This window comes from Aeromonas sp. 102P, from assembly GCF_051920345.1.
Classification (GTDB): domain Bacteria; phylum Pseudomonadota; class Gammaproteobacteria; order Enterobacterales; family Aeromonadaceae; genus Aeromonas; species Aeromonas veronii.
This window is the reverse complement of record NZ_JBQBCZ010000001.1, coordinates 1,776,824-1,790,045: the sequence shown is the minus strand read 5'-3', so window position 1 is coordinate 1,790,045 and position 13,222 is coordinate 1,776,824. Positions and strand designations below refer to the sequence as shown.

The window sequence follows — 13,222 nt, the reverse complement described above, 5'->3', positions numbered from 1 at the left end:
ACTATCGCATCCGCTAGAAAATGACGCAGCAAAGCGCTTCTATTTACCAATTGCCCTGCCGGAGCGCCACTGGCAACCTGTGCCCCGCCAGGCCTGTTTAACCGGGAAACAGCAACGTTTGGAACAGGGGTAAAAAGGGGTTAATATGTGACCAAATATTTTTTTGTGATCCACTATGCTTTTTTTGCAATTGGATTAGCATATGCGCGACATCGGCCTACCCATTCTGTCAGGCATAGAGAGTGATATGACGTACAAAAAGTTCGGTTTTTTGACTGCCATTCTGGCGTTAAGCGGTTTTTATCTTTACACCCTCTATCTGGCTGCTCACCCCAACGTGAGCCTGGCCTACAAACTCTATTATCTGGAAGGCAAGACCCGCTTCTGGGAACACAACTCCAGCATGACCTATCAGCCGGGTAACGAGCTCAATCTGACCAAGCCAAGCCGCTTCCTCTCCAGCGAAGGCTGGGCCAAGAAGCCGAGCGATGAAGGTACCCTGCTCAGCGGTCAGGGCGGTCTCTACTTTGTGCTGCCCAAGCAAGCGGCCAATCCGGATCAGCTGACCGTACAAGCCCGCATCAACAGCCCGGAAGCCGGTGCCCTGTTGAAAGTGGCGCTGGGTCACGACTTCACCACCACGGTGAAACTGGCCAAAGCAGGCATCAACGAAATCCGCCTCAGTCTGCCCGGTGACTCGCTCACGGCAGATCCCAAGCGCCCCAATTTTCTGGCGCTCTCGGCACCTACTCCCATCAATGTGCAGTCGGTACGTTTGACCGTAGCCCAGTGATCCTTGCCCCGAATACCATTTTATAAAAACAACTATCCCAAATAAGGACGTTCTTATGTCGTATCCAGATTTTCGACTCTCTCTGGTCGTTCCCGTTTACAACGAGGAAGAGAGCATCGATGCCTTCATCAACGCGATAGACAACGAACTGGCCCCGCTGAAAGACCAGCTTGAAATTGTATTCGTCAACGATGGCAGCCGTGACCGCACCCGTGAAGTGGTCGAGCAGGCCATCGCCCGTGACCCGCGCGTGACCCTGGTCAACCTGGCACGCAACTTCGGTAAAGAAGCCGCCCTGACCGCCGGTCTGCATCAGGCCAAAGGGGATGCCATCGTGCCGATGGACGTGGATCTGCAAGATCCTCCTGCCCTGATCCTGGAGTTCGTAAAACTGTGGCAGACCGGTGACTATGACACCGTCTACGGCATCCGCGTCGATCGCAGTGCCGATACCCCGATGAAGCGCCTGACTGCCGGTGGCTTCTACCGCTTCTTCAATGCGCTCTCCACCAGCACCAAGCTGCCGGAGAACGCAGGTGACTTCCGCCTGATCGACCGTCGCGTGGTCGAGGCGATCAAGCTGCTGCCCGAGCGCAACCGCTTCATGAAGGGTCTGTTTGCCTGGGCCGGTTTCCGTGCCGTTGGCGTCCCCTACGAGCGCCCGGCCCGTCACGCCGGTGAAACCAAGTTCAACTACTGGAAACTGTGGAACTTCGCCCTCGACGGTCTGCTCAGCTTCTCCAGCTGGCCGCTGCGGGTCTGGAGCTATGTGGGTGTCGGCGTCTCCTTCGTCGCCTTCCTCTACATCCTCAAGATCGTGACCCAGGTGGTTTTCTTCGGCATCGACGTGCCCGGTTACGCCTCCCTGATGTCCGTAGTGCTGTTCCTCGGCGGTATCCAGCTGCTGTCGCTCGGCATCATCGGCGAGTACATCGGCCGCATGTTCGTGGAAGTGAAACAGCGCCCGGTCTACCTCATTGAAGGGGTCTATGGCCAGTATGCCAAGCAGGATGCGACCAAACCGCGGAGCGCTGACAGCAACCCGCAAGAGCAGCAGGAGCAGGCGCCTCAATGATCTCCCGCGAGGAATTCTGGCGGCTGGTACGTTTCGGTTTTGTCGGCGGGGGGGCTACCCTCGTCGACCTTGGCACCTCCATCGCACTGTTTCATACCTGGCCCACCATCTCGGAGCACCTGGTTACCACGCTGGCTTTTGCCATCGCGTTCTGGTTCTCCTTCTTTGGTCACCGCTACATCACCTTCCAGAAGCAGGGAGCCGCCAGCAAGTTTCTGCTGGTCGCCCTCTTCTCGCTGGCGGTGCGTAACCTGATCCTGAGCGGCCTGCTGTTTGCGGGGCTCTCCGGTCTGCTGCCGGTGGTCATCGCCACCCTGACCGTTACCGTCCTCACTTACGTTCTCTCTCGCGTCTGGGTTTTTGCCTGATGAATGATATGACCAATACTGCCCCGCTAACCGGGGATGCACTCCCCTATCGCCCGTCACTGCGCATCAGCGGCCGTGACTGGCTGATGATCATCGCCGCCTTCATGCTGAGCCGGGTGGCGCTGTATGGCATGGGCTACTTCGGGGTCCAGCTCTATGGCTCCCCCGACATAGGCCCGCTGCAGGCCTATTGCCAGTTCGACTGCGTCTGGTTCCAGCGCATCATCGAAAATGGCTACGATCTCTACCCGCGCTGGCTGAGCAAGGGCAATGCGGCCAACTGGGCCTTTATGCCGCTCTACCCGATGGTCTCCGGTGCCATCTCCAACCTGTTCAATGTCGAGAGCCTGATCGGCCTCATCATTGTTACCAATATCTCCTTCTTCGCCAGCCTGCCGCTGATGCTGTTGGTGTTGCGTCAGCTCAAGCTGGGGGACGATACCGCCCGCTTCGGCGTCTGGCTGCTCGCCTTCTCCCCCTTCTCAGCCTACTTCGTCTCCGGTTATACCGAGTCGACCTTTATGGCGCTGATGCTGGGGATGTTCCTGTTCGCCTATCGGGAGCAGTGGCTGATGGTGGCCGTGCTGGGGGTCTGTATCTCCGCCACCCGCAACCTGGGGGTGATGATGGTCTTCCCGGTACTGATCCTGGCGCTGCAAGCCTACGGCTGGCGGGAATTTTTCCGCTTCACCGAGCGCGCCTTCAAGGTGGTCTTCACCCTCTGGATGATCCCGTTTGGCCTGTTTGCCTACATGGTCTATCTCTATCACCTAACCGGCGATGCCTTCGCCTTCAAGCACATTCAGGTGGCCTGGGGTCGCTACATGGACAGCCCGCTGGACTGGTGGCTGAGCGGTTTCGAGCTGGGCGGCCGCAAGGCTTACCTCTCCATCATGGTGATCTTCGGCTGGTGCCTGAACGGTTACCTGTTCAGCCAGAAACGCTGGGCGGAAGCGACCCTGATGTTCATCTGCTGCACCATCCCGCTGATGACCGGCCTCAACGCCATGCCGCGCTACATGTTCGGGCTCTACCCGACCCTGCTAGCCATCATTCTGCTGACCCATCGCTGGCCAGCCATCCGCCCGGCGGTGCTCTGCATCAGCGGCATGGTGGCCTCCTTCATCGCGGTGGCCTTCGTCAACTTCAAGTTCTTCACCGTCTGATGTGACGACGATTCCTGCAATGCCAAATGCCGGTCACCTGACCGGCATTTTTTATGGGCGCTATTTATATCGACAGAGATTCCCACCACCTCCCCGTCACACTTTCCTTGGCTTGAAAACGTAACCATTTGAACTAATGTCACAAATCGGCATTTTGCCGATCCAAGGCGCGCTTTGCTGCTCCTAGAATGGGCCCTTGTCCGAACTGCCCTGTTCAAGGAATGGCTTATGCGTCGTGCTCATCACTTATCCCCTCTCTGGCTCGCCCTGCTGGCCGCCCCTCTGTTCACCCAACAGGCGCTGGCCGCTCCCGAGGTTCGCCTCTATGTGGATGGTCAACCGGTCGCGACCCCGATCGCGCTGGACAAGGGCACGGTGGAGCTGACTCACCCTCTTGCCAAGGGGAGCCACCAGATCCGCATAAGCGACGCAGGAAACAGTTGCGGCACCAGCTTTGGCCCGAGCGAGAGCAAGCCGCTCCCCTTCGGCACCGCCCAGCCCATGGACAAATGCAGCAAGGATCAGAGCTTTACCCTGCGGGTGATGCTGGCCGGGGAGTATCAGTTCACCTTCAACCCGGATACCCCCAGCCTCAAGGTGCTGCGGGCGACCAAAAAGAGCGAGTTCAAGCGCCAGCCGCCGACAGAGCCCTGCATCAGCTGGGATGGCGGCCCGGTCACTGTGTCCCTGACAGGGGTCTGGCCCGACGGTACCCGACTGAGGGATGCCTACTCGAAACAGGAGGCGGTGGTCAAACAGGGCAAACTGACCCTGACCCCGAGTAAAGAGAGCGGCGGCCTGCTGCTGCTCGAACCGGTCAAGGCAGCCAAGCCAGTACCGTTCAGCTGGGATCAGGCGAGCGTCTATTTCCTGCTGACCGATCGCTTTCACAATGGCGACCCCGCCAACGACCACAGCTTCGGCCGCCAGAAGGATGGTCAGGATGAGGTGGCCACCTGGCACGGCGGCGACTTCAAGGGGCTGACCGAGAAGCTCGACTACATCAAGAGCCTCGGCATGAACGCCATCTGGATCACCCCCATGGTGGAGCAGGTTCACGGCTTTATCGGCGGTGGTGAGCAGGGCAACTTCCCCTTCTATGCCTATCACGGCTACTGGGCGCTCGACTTCACCAAGATTGACCCCAACTACGGCGATGAAGAGAGCCTGAAAACCCTGGTGGACGAGGCCCACAAACGCGGCATGCGGATCATCCTCGACGTGGTGATGAACCATGCCGGTTACGCCACCCTCGCCGATCTGCAGGATCTGGGGCTCACCGAACTGACCCAGAATACAGCCAAGCTGCCGACCGTCTGGAACCAGTGGCGCCCGAGCGGTGGCCTCAACTGGCATGGTTACAACCAGTTCATCGACTATCAATCACCCGCGTGGAACAAGTGGTGGAGTGGTGACTGGGTGCGCGCCGGTCTGCCCGGCTACCCGCAGCCCGGCACCGACGATGTGACCGGTTCGGTAGCGGGGCTGCCGGACTTTCTGACCGAATCGGCCAAACCGGCAGGGCTGCCGCCATTGCTGGCCGCGAAAAAAGACACCCTCGCCAAGGCGCTACCCAACGCCACCGTAAGTGACTACCTGATCGCCTGGCACACCGACTGGGTGCGCCGCTTTGGCATCGACGGCTTCCGCGCCGACACCGTCAAGCATCTGGAGCCCGAGGTGTGGGCCAAGCTCAAGCAGGCGGGCACCGCTGCACTCAAGGAGTGGAAGACCAACAACCCGGGCAAGGCCCTCGACGATCAGCCCTTCTACATGGTGGGCGAGGTGTGGGATCACGGGGTCGCCAAGGATTTCTGGTATCAGAACGGTTTCGATTCACTGATCAACTTCGACTATCAGCGCGAGTTTGCCCTGCCCCAGGCCCAGTGCATGGCCAGCGCCGAGCCCACCTATGCCAGCTACGCCAGCCGCATCAATCAGGATCCCGAGTTCAACGTGTTGAGCTACATCAGCTCCCACGACACCAAGCTGTTCTTTGGAGACTATCAGGATGTGCCGCTACAGCGCCGGGTCGCCAACAGCTTTATGCTGCTGCCAGGCGGCATCCAGCTCTACTACGGCGACGAGTCCGGCCGCGGGCTGGCCAAGGATGGCGGAGTGTTCGATCAAGGCTTGCGCTCGGACATGAACTGGCAGGAGCTGGCCAGCGGAGAGAAGGCTGAGCTGGTCAAGCACTGGCAGCAACTGGGCCAGTTCCGCGCCGCCCATCCTGCCATTGCGGCAGGCAGTCACCAGAAACTCTCGGATGCCCCCTACGCCTTCGTGCGGGAGAAGGGGGATGACAAGGTGGTGGTGGTCTTTGCCGGTCGGCAGAAGTAACTCTTGAGCCACATTCACCAGCAACAGAGAGGGGAGCCACTGGCTCCCCTCTCTCGTTTATCTATCTGCCAAGGTTCACTGTGACTGGCGCGCCGCCACCGGCCACTGCAAGCGCGCCTTGACCAACATCTCTTGCCACAGGGGCCAGGCCAGCAGCGCCTGCTGATAGGCTCCAGCCTGACCGGGCAACAGGATGCCGTAGCTGGCCAGCCGATAGGCCATCACCGCATAGAAGGCATCGACAATGCCCGCCTCGCCAAAGTAGAAGGGGCCCCGCGCCTGCGACCAGATCTCCTGCAAGCGAGCCAGCTCACCGACCGCCTCCACCGGGGGATCGATACGGGTTGGCGCCCCAAGAAAGAAGGGGAGCAGAGAACGGATCTGCCGAAATCCCGCGTGCAACTCGGCGCAGAGGCTGCGAGCCAGTGCCCGCTCGGCCAGCGAAACCGGATAGAGCTGACGGTCGGGACAGAGCTCGTGTACATATTCGGCGATGGCCAGCGAGTCGTGAACCCGCAAGCCATCGTGTTCGAGCCAGGGCACCAGACCGGCCGGTGCCAGCCGCTTGAGCCGCGCCAGCGACTTGGCATCCTCCAGATCGAACACCTGCTCCTGCCACGCCAGCCCGCTCATGGCGAGCACTAGTGCCGCCCGCATCGCCCAGGTGGAGCCGGTGCCCACCGCCAATACCAAGGAACCCATCTGTTGCCTCCTGCATGAGTTGCCTGCGACCGGCCTGTCTGCCCTTGATGGCAAAACATCCGATGGTCGCTTCACATTTGCGCACCGGCGGGTTTGACCCTCTTGGTGAGCGATGCTAGTTTGATTTTTCAAAACAATCAGTTAGCAACAATGTGAGCCATTAACCGAAATATGGACAGCCAATTTACCATCGTCATCGCAGATGACCACCCCCTGTTTCGGGGCGCCCTTTACCAAGCGGTGCACATGGCCATCAACGATGCTCAATTGCTGGAAGCGGACTCCATCGACAGCCTGACCAGCCTGCTCGGCGAGCACCCCGAAGTTGACCTGTTGCTGCTCGATCTCAAGATGCCGGGAGCCAATGGCTTCGAGGGGCTGGCCCACCTGCGCGGCCAGTATCCCGACCTGCCCATAGTGGTGGTCTCCGCCTCGGAAGATGCGGCCATCATCCAGCAGGTATTGCGGCTCGGGGCGCTCGGCTTCATTCCCAAATCGGTACCGATGAAGGAGCTGGTCAACGCCCTCAATACGGTGATCGGGGGGGATAACTGGGTGCCGGAAGGCATCTCGCTCCATCCCGAATCGGAAGATGGCCCCGATTTCGCCAGCAAGCTGGCCAGCCTCACCCCCCAGCAATACAAGGTGCTGATCATGCTGCGCGATGGCAGCCTCAACAAACAGATCGCCTGGGAGCTCAACGTCTCCGAGGCCACCATCAAGGCCCATATCACCGCCATCTTCAGAAAACTGGGCGTCAAGAACCGAACTCAGGCGGTTATCGCCCTGCAACAGCTCGATATCAAGGAGAGCTGACCCCCGCGCGCAGTGACACGCGGGAGACGACATAGCCAGCCATGCTGGCTATTTATTGCTCGACAATTAGCACGATCGTACTTTATGCTGCCAGCGCCAACGAGGAGAGAGTGATGAGCAAGGGGCGCCTGACCCGGGAAAACATTTTGCAGACTGCCTTTGAGCAGGCGAGCCAGCAAGGGCTGGAGAGCCTGACCATCGGCTCGCTGGCCAGCGCCTGCGAGATGTCGAAAAGCGGCCTGTTTGCCCACTTTCAATCCCGAGACAATCTGCAGATCGCCGTGCTGGAGTACGCCGCCGAGGTGTTTCGGCTACGGGTGATCCAGCCGGTACGCCAGCAGGAGCACCAGAGCCAGCACGACAAGCTGATCGCCCTGCTGCGCGCCTGGCAGGCGTGGAACCACTGCTTTGCCGGACGCTGCATGTTCCTCGATGCCTGGACCTCGGTGCAGGATAGCCATGAGCAAGAGAGCCCCGTGCAACAAGCCGCCCGGCAACTGGTGCGCTTCTGGCTCGACTATCTGGCCCGTCAGGTAGTGCAGGGTCAGGCCGCAGGCGAGTGGCGACGGGAGATGGATCCCTGGCGCGCCGTTTACCGCCTCTATGGCCTCTATCTGGCGGATCAGGTGTTCAACGATCTCGAACTGTGTCAGGATCCGGCCCGCCACTTCTGGCCCGAAGTGGACGCTCTGCTGAGCAGCTGGCGCTGATGTTTTGGCATCCGTTCAACACGAATTTTTAAAAACCGACAAAAAAGCACGACCGTTCGCACATAAAAACCACAGGATGACCATGAGCAGCAAGATCTACTTCAACACCCGCCGCTTCAGCCCGAGCAAATGGCTGCTGGGGATCGGCACCCGGTTGCACCACAGACTCGCCCCCAGTCATGCCAAGCGCACCGCCAGCAAGTTGCTGCTCACCCCCCAGCGCAACCAGCGGGATGGCAGCGAACCTGCCGGTCTGGTGAAGCAGGCCGTCCATACAAGCGAAGGGGTATTGATGAGCTATCGGCTCGGTCAGGGACCACTGTGGCTGCTGATGCACGGCTGGTCCGGCAGCGCCAGCCAGTTCTATCCGCTGATGAGCCATATCGCCGCGCAGGGGTTCACCGCCATTGCCTACGATCATCCGGCCCACGGCCAGAGCGCGGGCAACACTGGCCACCTACCCCGTTTCGTGCGCGCCTTCGACGAGCTGGCGACCAAGCTGGCCAACGAAGCAGGCCCGCTGCACGGGGTCATCGCCCACAGCATGGGAGGCGCCGTCACCCTCTCCAGCCGTCAGGCGGGTATCGATACCCTGCCGCTGCTGTTGATTTCGCCGGTGCTCGACTATGTGCCCCAGCTCTACGGCATGGTGGCGCGCTCCGGCTACTCCATCCGGTTGTTCGATGCGGTGGTCAAGGAGATTGAGCAGGAGTACCAGCACCCCTTGAGCACGGTTGATCCGCTGGGCCGACTCGCCAGTCGCAGCGGCGCGGCGATGATAGTACACGACGAGGAGGACAGATTTGCCCCGCACGGCGATTCCTTGCGGGCCAGTCAGGATGGTCATACCCGGCTGGTGAGCACCCGGGGTCTGGGCCACGGTCGCATCCTCGCCAGCGCCCCGGTATTCGCCGCCTTCGATCAGCTGGCGCGGCCGGAAAATCCTCACCGCGCCCTTTGACATGGGGCCATGAAAAAAACGGGCAAGCGCCCGTTTTTATATTTGATACAGCGCCTTATAGTTAACTTGTCAGTGGGAACATTCTTGTCAGAACACGATAAGGCGCCAGCATATGGCCAGACCCAATACAGCGTTGTTGCTCACCGGTGGTGGTGCTCGCGCCGCCTATCAGGTCGGCGCCCTCAAGGCGATTGCGGAGCTCTACCCGCGCAATCTCGGCATCCCTTTTCCCATCCTCTGTGGCACCTCGGCGGGGGCCATCAATGTCACCGCGCTCGCCTGCTACGCCTCCTGCTTCCATCTGGGGGTGCGCAAGCTGGAGTGGGTCTGGCGCCGCTTCGAGACTCACCACATCTTCGATTTTCACCCGGGGCGCCTGCTGTGGCGGTTGATGTATGAAGGGTCGGCAGGGCTGATCAATCCCCACACCAACCACGCCTTTCACCTCTTTGACAACGCGCCGCTGCACCGCCTGCTGGATCAGCTCATCGACTATCACCGCATCGATGACAACATCCTCTACGGCAGTCTGGAGGCGCTGGCCATCACGGCGTCGGATTACGATGACGGCCTATCCACCACCTTCTTTCAGGGTCGGGCCGACCACCATCCTTGGGAGCGGGCCAGACGGCGCGGGGTGCGCACCGTGCTTACATCTGAGCACCTGCTCGCCTCCTCGGCGCTCCCCTTCGTCTTTCCAGCCACCCGGATCGGCGAGAAGTTCTACGGCGACGGATCCATCCACCAGCTGAGCCCGCTCAGCCCCGCCATCCATCTGGGGGCGGAGCGGATCCTGCTGATCACGCTAGATCCGCCTGAGCACTCGGCGCCGACCCATCATCACGGCCATCTCACCAGTTCCAATATCGCCAGCCATCTGCTCGATACGGTCTTTACCGATACCCTCAACTCCGATCTGGAGCGGCTATGGCGCATCAACCAGACTCTGGATCTTATCCCTGAGCGGGAGCGCAATCGCCTCAAGCTGAAGCGGGTGGAGACCTGCGTGCTAAAACCGAGTCAGGATCTCGACACAATCGCACTGGCCTACCTGCGCAAACTGCCGCTAAAGTTGCGCCGGCTATTGCGGGTGCTGGGTGTGAAGGGGGATGAGACCAGCAGTCTGGCCAGCTTTTTGATGTTCTATCCGGGTTATTGTCAGCAGCTGATCAAGCTGGGCTATCAGGACACCCTGAGGGAGCGGGAACGGGTCGTCGCCTTCCTCGATATCGAAGGGCTGCCAAAAGAGCGGGAGTAAAGGGCGCGGCCGATGAGTGCGAGGGGACTCAGCGCCCCTCCAGCAAACGCTGCTCCGCCTGCTCCATCGCCACCACGGTACCAAACAGGATCAGCCGATCGCCAGCCGCCAGCACCAGCTCGGGTCTGGGCTCCAGACTCTGATCCCCGCGCTGCACCTCCTTGATCCGCACCTCATCAAGCGGCAGCTCGCGCACTTCACGGCCTACCGCCCACGCCTGATCGTGCAGCAACAGGGGATGGAGGCGTTCAAGCAGCTGATCTGCCTCCAGATTGCTGGCACTCTGATCCCCCCAGTAGAAGCCGTGCAGGAAGCGATACTGGCTGCTGCGCTCCAGCTCCATCCGACGGATCACCCGGCCAATTGGGATATCGCAATTGAGCAGCAGGTGGGAGACCAGCATCAGGGCCCCCTCCTGGGATTCGGGGATCACCTCAAACGCCCCCGCCTGCTTGTACTGCTCCAGAAAGCTGTCATCGCGGGTACGCACCAGCACCTTGAGATCCCCCGCCAATTCGCGGATCAGTGCCAGCATCGCCTCCACCCGCTTGCGATCATCGAAGGTGATGATCACCAGCCGTGCCCGCAACAACCCGGCGGCCAGCAGAATATCGCGGCGGCTGGCATCGCCGAAGGCCACCTGCTCCCCCGCCAGCTTGGCCTCGCTCACCCGCTCCGGGTCAAGATCGAGGGCCAGAAAGGGGATCTCCTCGATCTTGAGAAAGCGGGCACAGGTCTGCCCGGCCCGGCCAAAGCCGGCGATGATGACATGCTGGTTTTTGCTCAGGCCCGACTGAGCGACTTCGGAGCGGGTCAGCAGCGCCGGGTCGGTCAGGCTACGGGCCAGCGAATGGGCCTGGGTCACCAGCCAGGGGGTCATGGCGATGGAGATGATGCCGATGCCGATAAGCAGGGAGACCAGTTGCTGATCCAGCAAGCCGTGGTGGAGCGCCAGCGCCAGCAGCACGAAGCCGAACTCCCCCACCTGACTCAGCATGATGCCGGCGGCCATGCTGTCACGCTTGCGCTCCCCCATCAGCCGCCCGGCCAGCAGTACCAGCAGGGATTTGCACAGCACCAGCAGCACCACGCAGATCAGCACCTGCCACCAAGCCCGCGCCACCAGCTCCCACTCCATGGCCATGCCGATGGTGATAAAGAAGAGACCCATCAGCACGTCGCGAAAGGGCTTGATGTCCACCTCAAGCTGATGACGGTAGTGGGACTCCCCCAGCATCATCCCCGCCAGAAACGCCCCCAGCGCCATCGACAGCCCCAGCGAATGGGTCATGTAGGCGGCCAGCAGCGCCACCAGCAGGGCGCTCAGCACAAAAAGCTCGTCGGAGCGGGCCCGCGCCACCTCGTGAAACAGCAGCGGCAGCAACCACTTACCGACCGCCAGCAGAGTGAAGAGGGCAAACAGCCCCTTGAGGGTGGCCCAGGCGATCTCGGCGGCCAGGGCGCTCCCTTGCACTTCCGGCTGGGCGAGGATCGGGATCATCACCAGCAGGGGCACCACCGCCAGATCCTGAAACAGCAGCACGCTCACCCCCAGCTGGGCGCGGCGGGTGTGGAGCTGCTTCTGCTCGCCGAGCTGCTTGATCACCACAGCCGTGGAGGAGAGTGCCAACGTTCCCGCCACCACCAGCGACTGGGCCAGACCCAGCCCCCACCACCAGCCGATGGCGAAGAAGAGCAGTGACGTGAGCAGCACCTGCAACATCCCCACCCCCAGCACCAACCGACGCATCGCCAGTAATTTCGGCAGGGAGAACTCCAGCCCCAGCGAGAACATCAGAAAGACGATCCCCAGCTCGGCAATGGTCTGCATGATCGACTGGCCGGTGATCACCGCCAGCCCGTGGGGGCCGAGCAAGACGCCGGCAATCAGGTAGGCGAGGATGACCGGCAAGCCGAGGCGCCGGAAAGTTGCCACCAGCAGGACGGCGGCGAACAGCAGGATCAACAGATCGGTGTACAAATTTTCCTCTCCTTTTATCGACTTAAGCTTAGTCAGCCGATCTGGCGGGCAGGAAAGATATATTGGGCATGCCAATTGCAGGGAGGAGACAGTAGTCAGGTGTTACAGGTGGAAGACCATGGAAAATACGTCGTCACTTAATGGCTTTAGCCATGGCATCGAGCAGTGGGTTCGCCAGATGGAGCGGCTCACGCCGTTGCCCAGCGTTGAACGCAACCAGTTGCTCGAGCAGTTGTTGGGGCAGAGCGATCTCGGCGGTCTGCTGACAACTTTTGCCGATCGTGCGGCAAGAATTGTCAGGATCCACGGTCTCTACCTCGATTGTGGCCAGCCCCATGTGCTGATCCAGCACCCGCCGCTGGCCACCCTCAACCTGCACAACTATCCGTTCGAGCTGCGCGGCCAGCACGGCCAGCTGCTCGGCCAACTTCACTACGAGCTGGAACATCCGCTGAGCGGCAGTCAGCAACGGGCACTGATGCAATACCATCAGCTGCTCTGCCTGCTGCTCCCCCTCTATCTGCGGCTGGAAAAACTGGATCAGCTGGTCCGGCTCGATCACCTGACCGGCCTTGGCAACCGCTCCTACTTTGACGAGGCCATCGGCCGCGCCATCGAGCAGCACAGCCGAGAGCCCCACGGTCTGGTGCTGGTGCTGCTGGATCTCGATCGCTTCAAGCAGATCAATGACACCTGGGGCCATCCGGTGGGGGATCTGGTGCTGAGCCGCTTCGCCCAGCTGCTCAAGGGGTGTATCCGCAGCACGGATCAAGCCTTCCGGCTCGGGGGAGATGAATTTGCCCTGCTGCTGCAACCGGCCGAACCCGAGGCGTGGCGCCCGGTCTGGCTGCGACTGCAGCATATGTTGATGACCAACAAGGAGCTCAGCACCTTCTCGGTCGGATGCAGCCTTGGCGCCGCCAGCTGGCAATCCGGGGTCGATGTGCCGAGCCTCTACGAGGCGGCCGACAGTCACCTCTACGCCCGCAAAAAAGCCGGCAAGGCCAGCCCTAACGAATAATCCCGAACTCTTCTTTGCTCCGGCACATGCG

At 61.0% G+C, this 13,222-nt stretch carries 12 protein-coding genes; 10 read left to right on the top strand and 2 right to left on the bottom strand.

All coding sequences use genetic code 11. From position 1 onward, the window contains the following. Nucleotides 1-247 precede the first annotated feature (247 nt). The 5 genes from ACTG1K_RS08625 (at nt 248) to ACTG1K_RS08605 (ending at nt 5,742) form a co-directional block, all read left to right on the top strand. Entirely contained in the window at nt 248-793 is a 546-nt protein-coding gene (locus ACTG1K_RS08625; RefSeq protein WP_041202288.1) for a hypothetical protein, read from the top strand. A 55-nt stretch (nt 794-848) separates the two neighbouring features. Continuing rightward, entirely contained in the window at nt 849-1,868 is a 1,020-nt protein-coding gene (locus ACTG1K_RS08620; protein WP_440005098.1) for a glycosyltransferase family 2 protein, read from the top strand. After that, the gene (locus ACTG1K_RS08615; protein ID WP_005338463.1) at nt 1,865-2,236 is read left to right on the top strand and encodes a GtrA family protein; all 372 of its coding nucleotides are present in this window, start codon (nt 1,865-1,867) and stop codon (nt 2,234-2,236) included. The genes ACTG1K_RS08620 and ACTG1K_RS08615 overlap by 4 nt, the downstream gene beginning before the upstream one ends. After that, nucleotides 2,236-3,402 (top strand): hypothetical protein, encoded by a 1,167-nt coding sequence (locus ACTG1K_RS08610; RefSeq protein ID WP_440005097.1) that lies wholly within the window; start codon nt 2,236-2,238, stop codon nt 3,400-3,402. Before ACTG1K_RS08615 ends, ACTG1K_RS08610 begins: the two co-directional genes overlap by 1 nt. Nucleotides 3,403-3,630: 228 nt before the next feature. Next, a complete protein-coding gene (locus ACTG1K_RS08605; RefSeq protein ID WP_440005096.1) occupies nt 3,631-5,742 on the top strand; it encodes an alpha-amylase in 2,112 nt (703 codons plus the stop codon). Between the two features lie 75 nt (nt 5,743-5,817). Here ACTG1K_RS08605 and ACTG1K_RS08600 read toward each other — a convergent pair whose 3' ends face one another. Continuing rightward, nucleotides 5,818-6,444, bottom strand: coding sequence for a glutathione S-transferase (locus tag ACTG1K_RS08600; RefSeq protein WP_440005095.1), 627 nt, complete (start codon nt 6,442-6,444; stop codon nt 5,818-5,820). A gap of 171 nt (nt 6,445-6,615) precedes the next feature. Here ACTG1K_RS08600 and ACTG1K_RS08595 point away from each other — a divergent pair, with 171 nt between their 5' ends. The 4 genes from ACTG1K_RS08595 (at nt 6,616) to ACTG1K_RS08580 (ending at nt 10,189) form a co-directional block, all read left to right on the top strand. Continuing rightward, complete coding sequence (locus ACTG1K_RS08595; protein WP_005338467.1) at nt 6,616-7,260, top strand: response regulator; 645 nt, start codon at nt 6,616-6,618, stop codon at nt 7,258-7,260. Nucleotides 7,261-7,373: 113 nt separating this feature from the next. Beyond that, the gene (locus tag ACTG1K_RS08590; protein WP_420938799.1) at nt 7,374-7,970 is read left to right on the top strand and encodes a TetR/AcrR family transcriptional regulator; all 597 of its coding nucleotides are present in this window, start codon (nt 7,374-7,376) and stop codon (nt 7,968-7,970) included. 82 nt (nt 7,971-8,052) lie between these two features. Then, complete coding sequence (locus tag ACTG1K_RS08585; protein WP_425854157.1) at nt 8,053-8,931, top strand: alpha/beta hydrolase; 879 nt, start codon at nt 8,053-8,055, stop codon at nt 8,929-8,931. A gap of 112 nt (nt 8,932-9,043) precedes the next feature. Continuing rightward, the gene (locus tag ACTG1K_RS08580; RefSeq protein WP_124929983.1) at nt 9,044-10,189 is read left to right on the top strand and encodes a patatin-like phospholipase family protein; all 1,146 of its coding nucleotides are present in this window, start codon (nt 9,044-9,046) and stop codon (nt 10,187-10,189) included. Nucleotides 10,190-10,217: 28 nt separating this feature from the next. Here ACTG1K_RS08580 and ACTG1K_RS08575 read toward each other — a convergent pair whose 3' ends face one another. Then, entirely contained in the window at nt 10,218-12,170 is a 1,953-nt protein-coding gene (locus ACTG1K_RS08575; RefSeq protein ID WP_005338473.1) for a monovalent cation:proton antiporter family protein, read from the bottom strand. 118 nt (nt 12,171-12,288) lie between these two features. Between ACTG1K_RS08575 and ACTG1K_RS08570 the strand changes: the two genes are divergently transcribed. Continuing rightward, nucleotides 12,289-13,191, top strand: coding sequence for a GGDEF domain-containing protein (locus tag ACTG1K_RS08570; protein ID WP_257687148.1), 903 nt, complete (start codon nt 12,289-12,291; stop codon nt 13,189-13,191). The last annotated feature ends 31 nt before the right edge of the window (nt 13,192-13,222 follow it).

Coding starts and splice junctions, on each gene's coding strand:
- ACTG1K_RS08610 (WP_440005097.1), top strand. CDS start 2,236: ATGAATGATATGACCAATACTGCCCCGCTAACCGGGGATGCACTCCCC.
- ACTG1K_RS08585 (WP_425854157.1), top strand. CDS start 8,053: ATGAGCAGCAAGATCTACTTCAACACCCGCCGCTTCAGCCCGAGCAAA.
- ACTG1K_RS08595 (WP_005338467.1), top strand. CDS start 6,616: ATGGACAGCCAATTTACCATCGTCATCGCAGATGACCACCCCCTGTTT.
- ACTG1K_RS08620 (WP_440005098.1), top strand. CDS start 849: ATGTCGTATCCAGATTTTCGACTCTCTCTGGTCGTTCCCGTTTACAAC.
- ACTG1K_RS08570 (WP_257687148.1), top strand. CDS start 12,289: ATGGAAAATACGTCGTCACTTAATGGCTTTAGCCATGGCATCGAGCAG.
- ACTG1K_RS08600 (WP_440005095.1), bottom strand. CDS start 6,444: ATGGGTTCCTTGGTATTGGCGGTGGGCACCGGCTCCACCTGGGCGATG.
- ACTG1K_RS08605 (WP_440005096.1), top strand. CDS start 3,631: ATGCGTCGTGCTCATCACTTATCCCCTCTCTGGCTCGCCCTGCTGGCC.
- ACTG1K_RS08625 (WP_041202288.1), top strand. CDS start 248: ATGACGTACAAAAAGTTCGGTTTTTTGACTGCCATTCTGGCGTTAAGC.
- ACTG1K_RS08590 (WP_420938799.1), top strand. CDS start 7,374: ATGAGCAAGGGGCGCCTGACCCGGGAAAACATTTTGCAGACTGCCTTT.
- ACTG1K_RS08615 (WP_005338463.1), top strand. CDS start 1,865: ATGATCTCCCGCGAGGAATTCTGGCGGCTGGTACGTTTCGGTTTTGTC.
- ACTG1K_RS08580 (WP_124929983.1), top strand. CDS start 9,044: ATGGCCAGACCCAATACAGCGTTGTTGCTCACCGGTGGTGGTGCTCGC.